Origin of the sequence: Sphingopyxis sp. (genome assembly GCF_035250425.1) — a bacterium.
GTDB lineage: Bacteria > Pseudomonadota > Alphaproteobacteria > Sphingomonadales > Sphingomonadaceae > Sphingopyxis.
Window position 1 is genome coordinate 1 of the sequence record NZ_DATFFD010000033.1, and the last position, 8,084, is coordinate 8,084.

Consider the following 8,084-nt stretch of genomic DNA (forward strand, 5'->3'; position numbering starts at 1 on the left):
GCTAGGCGATGCGTCGATGGGTGTCTCGACTTCGCTCGACACGAGCGGGAAGAGAGGCATGGCTCAAATCGACCGAAAAGCGACGCTTCGTATCTTATAACTCGTCATTCCCGCGAAAGCGGGAACCCAGTGCGGGGTCAGTCTACGCGCGCTCTGGGTTCCCGCTTTCGCGGGAATGACGAGGGTTGGGAACGTCCGCTCCCCACCCCAAAGCCGACGTTGCCGGCGCCGGCTTGACGCTCCTGCGAAACCGCCGCATCCTCCCTCGATGCCCCGGCTTTACACCAGGTTTGTCGAATTCTGGCCCTTTTACCTGCGCGAGCATAGCAAGGCTTCGACGCGGGGGTTGCATTATGTCGGGACCAGCCTCGTCGTGCTGATTGCGGTTGCGGCATTGTTGACGGGGCGGTGGGCTTGGCTGATCGCGTTGCCGCTGGCGGGCTATTTCTTTGCGTGGGTCGCGCATTTCGGGGTCGAGAAGAATCGGCCGGCGACCTTTGCCTATCCGCTGTGGAGCCTGGCCGCCGATTTCAAAATGTGGGGGCTGTGGCTGACCGGGCGGTTGGGGGCGGAGCTCGATCGCGCAGGGGTTTTGCGGGAAAATCGATCAGACTGACCGACGGCGCCCACTGGCACTTGTTGCGAATCATTCTTAATTTGGTGCCTTGCCCCCGCGGAGATGCGCCATGCCCACCGACCTGATCAAGACCTTCACCTACCTCACGATCCACCTGACCATCGGGTTCAGCGTCGCCTATGTGATGACCGGATCGGCGGCGCTGGCGGGCGGGATCGCGATCGTCGAGCCGTGTATCAATGCGGTCGCATTCTTCTTTCATGAAAAGGCGTGGAAGCGTGTCGGCGCCAGGCCTAAGCTGCTCTCCGCCTGAGGCGCGAGTCCCGGGCCGCCTTTTCCGTTTGCTCCCCTCGAACCCACCCAAGGAGATACGACCATGACCGTCAATCGCGCATCCGCCCGCTACGAAGGCTTTGGCAAGGAGGGCAAGGGGTCGATCACGACCAAGTCGGGCGTGCTCGACAAGCAGCCCTATGGGTTCGGCACGCGCTTCGAGGGCCTGCCCGGGACCAATCCCGAGGAGTTGATCGCCGCGGCGCACGCGGCGTGCTTCACCATGGCGCTGTCGTTCGGTCTCGCGCGTGCGGGCTATTCGGGCGACACGCTCGAGACGAGCGCGGAAGTGACGCTCGAGCAGCAGGATGGCGGCTTCACGATCACCAAATCGGCGCTGACGCTGACCGGCAAGGTGCCGGGCATCGGCGCCGACGCATTCGCCAAGATCGCCGAAGAGGCCGAGAAGAATTGCCCGGTGTCGAAGCTGCTCAACTGCGAAATTACGCTGGAGCATAGCCTGGAGGGCTAAGCGGCGCGGAGCATCGGCGCAGGCAGTTCGTCGGCCATGAAGGCGAAACTGCCTTGCGCCGGAGCTTCCAGCGGCCAGCTTTGCAGCACGCGGTGGCGGCGATGGCCGATATGGCTTTCGATGAGCACCAGATCGCGCGGCGTCCAATTCCATGCGACCGGGACGGGGTCGAATTCGCATGTCCCATAACCGAGCGTGATGTGCGGCCGGAGGCCGGACTTGCGGTGCATCGGCTCGATGTCTTGGGCCGCGAGACGGGCGACGATGGCTTCATAGGTCTGGCGGATCGCGGCGACGCTGCCGGCGGTGATCAGCTCGGCCCCGGCGCCGCGCGAGACGATGCGCCCAAAGGGTATCGGGCTCGCCGCCGGAAGGCCGGCTTTGAATGCCCTGGCGACCTGGCCGGGCAGGAAGGGCAGCGGCTCCATCGTTTCGGCGATCGTGCACAGCGTCAGATGATAAAGTTGCGGCTTGAGACCCGCGAAGAGGTCGCCTGACACCGGCGGCAACTGGCGCGCCAGCCAGCCGGCGCGGTCGGCGGTCACCTGAAACCCCAGGAAATAGCGGAACATCGGGTCCATCATCCATCCTCCGAATCGGATCAATGTTCCTATTATGTTCTCATTTCACGCGCGAGTCGAATCCTGCGTCAGAGCGTCGGCGCGTCGAGCGCCATCCGTGTTACATGGATATAAGTCGCCTGCCAGCTGTCGCCGTGGCGCTTGAAAATATCGGTGAAGCGAATGCGGACGCGGAAGGGTGTGCCCGCCGAGCGACCCGAAAGGATCGTCTCGGCGCTCGCGAGCCCCGCATCCTTGCCGAGCGGGAGGATGACGCGGTCGCTGAGCGTGACCGCGTCATAATCGTCGTCGGCGCCGGTCCAGCCGTCGATGAAGAACGCCTTGCCGTAGCGCTTTCCGCTGCCGTCGATGAAGACGAGATCGTCGGCGACCATGCGACCCAGCGCGGCGCGGTCCTGTGCAATCTGCGCCGCGTCGAAGGCGTCGGCGAAGGCGCGGAGGTCCGCGACCTCGCTCGCGGGCGCATCGGCGGCGACGGCGACCGGCACCATGCTGAATGCCAGCACCGCCGCGATCATCGCTCGCATGGCTTTTCTCCGTTGTACGCCGCCGGTTATTGCGCCGGACGGCAGTCCTTCAGCCAGATGACATGCTTATATTCGTCGAAATCCTCGACCGTGCCGGTCAGTTTGATGCTCTTGTTGGGTTTCAGCTGGAGCGAATAAGCGGCCTGTCCAGGCGCCATATAACAGACGATGTCGGTCTTGAACGGCGCCTGGTTGGGCAGGCGGATCGCCTGTTCATATGGCTGGGGGATCTTGTAGCCGACGCGGAAATCCTTGCCGTCCTTCGTCACATAATCGACGAGCCCGTCGATCGTGAACTGCTTGCCCTTGTAGCGGGTGAGGATGCCCGCCGAATTGCGTTCGGTATCCTTCGACACCTGCTGCGAGAAGCTGAGCGAATTCATCTTCACCGGCGCGGCCGCCACCGTCGTTGCGGTCGCGCCCTTCTTCGCCGCGGCGGCGCCCGCCTTGCCGCCCTTGACCTGATTCAGCATGCCGCACATCTCAGCCATCGCGGCATCGGCCTTGGTCGCCTGTCCGGCGCGTAGCTTGGCCTCCATCACGATGGTGCCGATCCCGCCGGTCTGTGTCGCGGTGATCTGGATCGGGAAGGCGCGCACGGTGCCGGTCATCGGCTGTTCGATCAGCATCGATCCATATTCGGCCTCGTCGGCCATGATGTCATAACCCTTGGCGGCGACGAGCCCGCGCATCTGGCCGATCGCGACCGCGGGGGGCAGGTCGGCGACGGTCACCGCGGCGGTGAAGCGCAGCCCGGTGATCGGATTGCCCTTTTTGACGAAGGCTTCCTCGCAGGTCGCGGCGTTGGCGGTGCCTGCTGTAAGGAGGATCGCGGCCGGCGCGAGCGCGATGGCGAGGCGGGAATAAGTCGTGGTGCGCATGAGGGGCTCCCTGAAATGTTCATGTTATGCGACTTATGTTGTGTGATGCGTCTGCCGCAGCGCGTGGCCGCCTGCAATGGCTAAGTTACCAAGATGATGATGCTTTACGGGACGGGTCCGCCGCCTTCCGCATCTGTGCTTGACCTCAATCGGGGTTGAGCTTTCATAAGGGCGGGACAGATGATTCGTGAACGGAGCCTTGTCCATGCTGCACTATCCCGTTGCCCCTTCTTCCGACTCGGGTGATTTCGATGCGGTTGCGTCGGATGGAGCCTTTCTGCCGCGCTATCTCGCCCGGATCGGCTATGCCGCGACGGTGGCGCCGACGATGGAGGTGCTCGCGGCGTTACAAGCGGCGCATATCGCCGCGATTCCCTTCGAGGGGATCGACGCGCTGACCGGCGCTGGGGTCGACATCGGGGCCGACGCCGTCGACGCGAAGCTGATCGGCCAGCGGCGCGGCGGCTATTGTTTCGAGCAGAACGGCCTGTTCCTGCGCGTGCTCAAGGCGATCGGGTTTGACGCGGAGGGGCTGATCGGGCGCGTGCGCTGGATGCTGCCCGAGGATGCGCCGCCGACCCCGCGCACGCATATGGTGGTCCGGGTGATGCTGGACGGCCGGCCCTGGCTGACCGATGTCGGGTTCGGCGCGACGGTGCCGCCGCAACCGCTCGCGATGGACAGCGAGGAGTCGCAATCGACGCGGCACGAGACATATCGCATCGTCCGGACCGGCGACGTGTGGCAGGTTGCGGCGTCGATCGAGGGCGAATGGCGGACGCTGTACCGGCTCGACCATGTATCGCCGCCCGCGATCGATTATGAGATCGGCAACTGGTACACATCGGCGCATCCGGACTCGCATTTCCGCCGCCAGCTGATCGCGGCGCGGACGACCGCCGAGGCGCGTTATGGGCTGCGCGACAACCGGCTGACGACGCGGCTGACCGACGGCCGTATCGACCGGCGCTACCTGACCGCCGACGAGATCGAGCGCGCGCTGGCCGAGATCTTCCTGCTGCCCGTGCGGCCGCATTGGCGCGCCGCGATCGAGCGGGCCGCGACGGCGGAGATCGCGGGCTAGCTTGACTCGCCGCGGCTATCGCGTTCTTTTGGCGGTGAAAGAAGGGAGCGCGATTCCATGGCCGACAAGGCACCCGTCATGCTGTCGGGCGGCAACCCGCAAATAGCGAAAGGTTATGGCGACGTGCCGGTGCAGGCGTATATCGCCGCGATGCCGGGGTGGAAGTCGGGCGTCTGGCGGCGGCTCGACAAGCTGATCGAGACGATCGTTCCCGGCGTCGCGAAGGCGGTCAAATGGAACTCGCCCTTTTATGGTCCGCCGGGGCAGGGCGCGGAGCCGGCGCACTGGTTTTTGAGCATCCATTGCTTCGACAAATATATCAAGGTCGCCTTCTTTCGCGGTCAGTCGCTGACGCCGGTGCCGCCGGTCGCGTCGAAGAGCGGCGACACGCGCTATTTCCATATCCATGAAGACGAGCCGGTCGACGAGGCGAAGTTTGCGGATTGGGTGAAACAGGCGGCGGCGCTGCCCGGCGAGAAGATGTGAGGAGGACGGGATGGCGGCGGATTTGATCGACGCGAAGATCGCGGGGCTGGGCGACTGGCGCGGCGACACGCTGGCGAAGCTGCGCACGCTGATTCACGCTGCCGATCCGGAAGTCGAGGAAGCGGTGAAGTGGCAGAAGCCGTCGAACCCGGCGGGGGTGCCGGTGTGGGAGCATGCCGGCATTTTGTGCACGGGCGAGACGTACAAGGACAAGGTCAAGCTGACCTTTGCCAAGGGCGCGGCGCTCGCCGATCCGAAGAAGCTGTTCAATTCGAGCCTCGACGGCAACATGCGGCGCGCGATCGACCTGTTCGAGGGTGACGGCGTGGATGAGGCGGCGTTCAAGGCGCTGATCCGCGCGGCGGTCGAGGCGAATCTCGAAAAGCCGGCGCGGGCCAGGAAAGCCTAACCGCAGCCCGTCTCTTCCCGGCGCGCGGCCCAGCCGATCGCGCCGTCGATCATCTTCAGATGCGCACGGTCGGCCCACGCCTCGGCGCTGTGCCCGAGCGCCGAATAGAAGATGCGCGCACGGCCCTCGCAGCGCCACCAGACCAGCGCATGGCCATCGCCCATCCTATATTTGGGGTCGAGCCGCAGCGTGGCCTCGTCGAGCCGCGCGAGGATGTGCGCGTCGGCGGCGGGCGGGGCGTCCCAGCTGTAATATTCGTCGGTCCAGCGCCAGCGCTCGGGTAGCGCCCGCGTCGCGGGGTGGGTGCGATCGGTGACGATCAGCTCGGCCGCCTGGAACTGGTCGGCGCCGCCGGGGTGGCCGGTGAATTTGCCGTTGCCGCGCATCTTCACGAACCAGTCCGGATGGCTGCCATCGCCCGCGCTATGCAGGCCGACGAAGCCGCCGCCCTGCGCGATCCATGCCTGAAATGCGGCGCGCTGATCGGGGGTGTAGATGTCACCGCTGGCATTGGCGAAGACGATGACGTCGAATTTCGCGAGACTCGCCGGGTTGAAGACCGCGGCATTTTCGGTCGCAAAGCTGCTCCAGCCGCGCACCTTCACGAGCCGCTCGATCGCAGGCACCGCCTCAGCAATGCTGTCGTGGCGATAGCCGTTGGTCTTGCTGACAATCAGCACCGCGGGGCGGGTGAGCGCGGGCAGTTCGGGCGGCACGCTGTCGAATGCCGGCGCGGGGCGGTGCGGATCGGGGGCGGTCGGCACCGCCGCCGTATGCAAGGCGAGCAGCAGCGCGGCGGCGAGCTTGGCGGCGGTCATGGACGGCTCTCCCTTTTGCTTCCCTGCCGCCCTCTTTGGGCGGTCAGCCGGTGATCGCGGCTTCTCTCCTGCGCGCCGCGCCGGTCATCGGCTTCAATATGCGTTACGCTCGGTACGCAGCATCGCCTTGCCGTCCTTCCAGTTCACCTCGGCGGCGGGCTCGTCGGTCTTGCCCGGCGCGAACAGTTCATAGACGATCGTGCCGTCCTCCTGCGTGCTTTCGATGACGCGCGCCGGGGTGAATGCGTCGGCCGCCGCGCCGGCGGCGGCGCGCACCGGGGCGGGCGCGCTGGCCCAGGCGATGTCGCGCTGCATCTCGACGACGCGGTATTTACCCGCCTCCTCGATCAGGTCGAGCTCGACCGCGCTGCCGTCGGCGCGCGTCCCCTCGACGTCGTAGAAGATCATGCCGCCCCGCTCCTTGCGCTCGGCCTCGGCGATTGTCATGCCGGGAACCTTGGCGAGCACGGCGTCGCGCACCCCCGGCGGCAGGTCGGCTGCGGCGATCTCGCTGATGTCGGCCGCGGGTCCGTCGGCGAGCACCGATTTTTCGGGCGCTGGGGGCACCTCCGCCTTGCCGCAACCTGCAATTGCGAGCAGCGCGCCCGCCGTCAGCCAGATCCGTCCACGCATCCTTGCTCTCCTTGAGTTGGTAACCGCTGTCATTCTATCGGCGACAAGCGGGCGAGTCGATCCGGTGCGCCGCGGGGGTCATTCGGTATCGTCGGAGGGATCGAGCCGCACTACCCATTGAGGCTGGCCGTCGGGCGACAGCGCGATGTCGTGGCTGGGGACCATGTCGGCCCCGGTCTCGATCCAGCCGCGCCCGTCGCATTTGGGGCAGGGGACGCGGATCGAGCGGTGGCTGACGAGGTCGATCTGGCTGTTCCACTGGCCATGCCCGCTGCACACCGGGCACAGCAGATCGAGGTCGCCCGTCCGATGCCGGACCGAAATGCCGTCGAGCGCGTGCGGATCGCCGGGGCCGGTGCAATAGACGATGTTCGACGGGTGCGACATGGAGGGAGAATATGCCAGGGGGTGGGGGTTGGCAATGCAGGGTTACGCAATGATAACCATCGCCCGGCTATATCGCGGGCCATGCCGATGGAGATCGCCGCCCTGATCGACAAGCCCTTGCTGCTGGCACTCGTGCTGGCGGTGGGCGCGCTGATCGGCGTCGGGGCCGAGCGGATTGTCGAAGGCTGGAAGCGCGCGGAGCGGCGCGAGCGATGGCAAAAGCGCCAGGGCCGCGGACGTTGGACGGGCGGCAAGGCGAAGGTCGTGCCGATTGCTCCGCCGCCGAAGCCCGCCGATCCGGTCGCGACTGCCGCTGAGCAATTGCGCGTGGTGATGGAGGCGCCGTTCACCGCGCGGCCGTTACTCAATCAGGGCGAGCGGCGCCTGCTGACGGTGCTCGACAGGGCGCTGGCCGAGGAAAGCCCCGGCTGGCGCGCGATGGGGCAGGTGTCGCTGGGCGAGATATTGGCGAGCCCGGACGAGGCGGCCTTTTTTGCCGTCAATTCGAAGCGCGTCGACCTGCTGATCGTCGATGCCGACTGCCGCCCGCTCCACGCGGTCGAAATGCAGGGCAAGGGGCATCATCTGAGCGACAACACCGCCGCGCGCGACGCGGTGAAACGCGAGGCGCTGCGCCGCGCGGGTATCGGCTATGTCGAGGTGGTCAGCGGCGATACGCCCGCCGAGGTGCGGGCGATGGTCCGGAAGCTGGTGGGGCGGGGGGCGGCCTAGCCGCGGGGTCGGCTTAGCCGTTCCGAGTCGTCACCCCGGACTCGATCCGGGGTCCATGACTTCGGCGCTGCCGTGGATCCCGGATCGAGTCCGGGATGACGAAGGTGAGGGGCGTAGCGGCAACTCTCCACCCCCGACGCTGCCACGCGGGAACGAAATCAGCC

13 protein-coding genes are annotated in these 8,084 nt (G+C 66.2%); 7 read left to right on the plus strand and 6 right to left on the minus strand.

Features of this window, described 5'->3' with window-relative positions; translation table 11 throughout:
- Positions 1-268: 268 nt before the first annotated feature.
- The 3 genes from VJ811_RS02385 to VJ811_RS02395 all read left to right on the plus strand — a co-directional run bounded on the left by VJ811_RS02385 (position 269) and on the right by VJ811_RS02395 (position 1,382).
- A complete protein-coding gene (locus VJ811_RS02385) occupies positions 269-616 on the plus strand; it encodes a DUF962 domain-containing protein (RefSeq protein ID WP_324070672.1) in 348 nt (115 codons plus the stop codon).
- Positions 617-686: 70 nt separating this feature from the next.
- Positions 687-890 (plus strand): DUF2061 domain-containing protein, encoded by a 204-nt coding sequence (locus VJ811_RS02390; RefSeq protein ID WP_324070673.1) that lies wholly within the window; start codon positions 687-689, stop codon positions 888-890.
- 63 nt (positions 891-953) lie between these two features.
- A complete protein-coding gene (locus tag VJ811_RS02395; RefSeq protein ID WP_324070674.1) occupies positions 954-1,382 on the plus strand; it encodes an OsmC family protein in 429 nt (142 codons plus the stop codon).
- On the opposite strand, the gene VJ811_RS02400 is transcribed toward VJ811_RS02395, so the two are convergent.
- The 3 genes from VJ811_RS02400 to VJ811_RS02410 form a co-directional block, all read right to left on the minus strand.
- A complete protein-coding gene (locus VJ811_RS02400) occupies positions 1,379-1,966 on the minus strand; it encodes a hypothetical protein (RefSeq protein ID WP_324070675.1) in 588 nt (195 codons plus the stop codon). The genes VJ811_RS02395 and VJ811_RS02400 overlap by 4 nt on opposite strands.
- A gap of 65 nt (positions 1,967-2,031) precedes the next feature.
- Entirely contained in the window at positions 2,032-2,490 is a 459-nt protein-coding gene (locus tag VJ811_RS02405) for a nuclear transport factor 2 family protein (RefSeq protein ID WP_324070676.1), read from the minus strand.
- A gap of 26 nt (positions 2,491-2,516) precedes the next feature.
- Positions 2,517-3,371, minus strand: a complete 855-nt coding sequence (locus tag VJ811_RS02410) for a hypothetical protein (RefSeq protein ID WP_324070677.1) — start codon at positions 3,369-3,371, stop codon at positions 2,517-2,519.
- A gap of 205 nt (positions 3,372-3,576) precedes the next feature.
- Here VJ811_RS02410 and VJ811_RS02415 point away from each other — a divergent pair, with 205 nt between their 5' ends.
- Genes VJ811_RS02415 through VJ811_RS02425 form a run of 3 tightly spaced genes read left to right on the plus strand, consistent with a single transcriptional unit; the run spans position 3,577 to position 5,350 of the window.
- Positions 3,577-4,455: an arylamine N-acetyltransferase gene (locus VJ811_RS02415; RefSeq protein WP_324070678.1), complete on the plus strand. Its 879-nt coding sequence runs from the start codon at positions 3,577-3,579 to the stop codon at positions 4,453-4,455.
- 57 nt (positions 4,456-4,512) lie between these two features.
- The gene (locus VJ811_RS02420; RefSeq protein ID WP_324070679.1) at positions 4,513-4,941 is read left to right on the plus strand and encodes a DUF1801 domain-containing protein; all 429 of its coding nucleotides are present in this window, start codon (positions 4,513-4,515) and stop codon (positions 4,939-4,941) included.
- A 10-nt stretch (positions 4,942-4,951) separates the two neighbouring features.
- On the plus strand, positions 4,952-5,350 hold the full coding sequence (locus VJ811_RS02425; protein WP_324070680.1) for a DUF1801 domain-containing protein: 399 nt from the start codon (positions 4,952-4,954) through the stop codon (positions 5,348-5,350).
- Here the strand turns inward: VJ811_RS02425 and VJ811_RS02430 are convergent.
- From VJ811_RS02430 to VJ811_RS02440, 3 genes are all read right to left on the minus strand, one after another.
- Entirely contained in the window at positions 5,347-6,168 is an 822-nt protein-coding gene (locus VJ811_RS02430) for a ThuA domain-containing protein (protein WP_324070681.1), read from the minus strand. The two genes, VJ811_RS02425 and VJ811_RS02430, sit on opposite strands and share 4 nt — an antisense overlap.
- Positions 6,169-6,261: 93 nt before the next feature.
- A complete protein-coding gene (locus tag VJ811_RS02435) occupies positions 6,262-6,801 on the minus strand; it encodes a hypothetical protein (RefSeq protein WP_324070682.1) in 540 nt (179 codons plus the stop codon).
- Positions 6,802-6,879: 78 nt separating this feature from the next.
- Positions 6,880-7,188 carry a hypothetical protein gene (locus tag VJ811_RS02440; RefSeq protein ID WP_324070683.1) on the minus strand — a complete coding sequence of 103 codons (309 nt, stop codon included), beginning with the start codon at positions 7,186-7,188 and terminating at the stop codon, positions 6,880-6,882.
- 87 nt (positions 7,189-7,275) lie between these two features.
- On the opposite strand from VJ811_RS02440, the gene VJ811_RS02445 reads away from it, so the two are divergent.
- Positions 7,276-7,920, plus strand: a complete 645-nt coding sequence (locus tag VJ811_RS02445; protein WP_324070684.1) for a DUF2726 domain-containing protein — start codon at positions 7,276-7,278, stop codon at positions 7,918-7,920.
- The last annotated feature ends 164 nt before the right edge of the window (positions 7,921-8,084 follow it).

Bases quoted from the DNA above. Each gene is read 5' to 3' on its own strand.
- VJ811_RS02415 (WP_324070678.1), top strand. From the start codon at position 3,577: ATGCTGCACTATCCCGTTGCCCCTTCTTCCGACTCGGGTGATTTCGAT.
- VJ811_RS02395 (WP_324070674.1), top strand. From the start codon at position 954: ATGACCGTCAATCGCGCATCCGCCCGCTACGAAGGCTTTGGCAAGGAG.
- VJ811_RS02425 (WP_324070680.1), top strand. From the start codon at position 4,952: ATGGCGGCGGATTTGATCGACGCGAAGATCGCGGGGCTGGGCGACTGG.
- VJ811_RS02430 (WP_324070681.1), bottom strand. From the start codon at position 6,168: ATGACCGCCGCCAAGCTCGCCGCCGCGCTGCTGCTCGCCTTGCATACG.
- VJ811_RS02385 (WP_324070672.1), top strand. From the start codon at position 269: ATGCCCCGGCTTTACACCAGGTTTGTCGAATTCTGGCCCTTTTACCTG.
- VJ811_RS02390 (WP_324070673.1), top strand. From the start codon at position 687: ATGCCCACCGACCTGATCAAGACCTTCACCTACCTCACGATCCACCTG.
- VJ811_RS02410 (WP_324070677.1), bottom strand. From the start codon at position 3,371: ATGCGCACCACGACTTATTCCCGCCTCGCCATCGCGCTCGCGCCGGCC.
- VJ811_RS02445 (WP_324070684.1), top strand. From the start codon at position 7,276: ATGGAGATCGCCGCCCTGATCGACAAGCCCTTGCTGCTGGCACTCGTG.
- VJ811_RS02435 (WP_324070682.1), bottom strand. From the start codon at position 6,801: ATGCGTGGACGGATCTGGCTGACGGCGGGCGCGCTGCTCGCAATTGCA.
- VJ811_RS02400 (WP_324070675.1), bottom strand. From the start codon at position 1,966: ATGATGGACCCGATGTTCCGCTATTTCCTGGGGTTTCAGGTGACCGCC.
- VJ811_RS02420 (WP_324070679.1), top strand. From the start codon at position 4,513: ATGGCCGACAAGGCACCCGTCATGCTGTCGGGCGGCAACCCGCAAATA.
- VJ811_RS02440 (WP_324070683.1), bottom strand. From the start codon at position 7,188: ATGTCGCACCCGTCGAACATCGTCTATTGCACCGGCCCCGGCGATCCG.
- VJ811_RS02405 (WP_324070676.1), bottom strand. From the start codon at position 2,490: ATGCGAGCGATGATCGCGGCGGTGCTGGCATTCAGCATGGTGCCGGTC.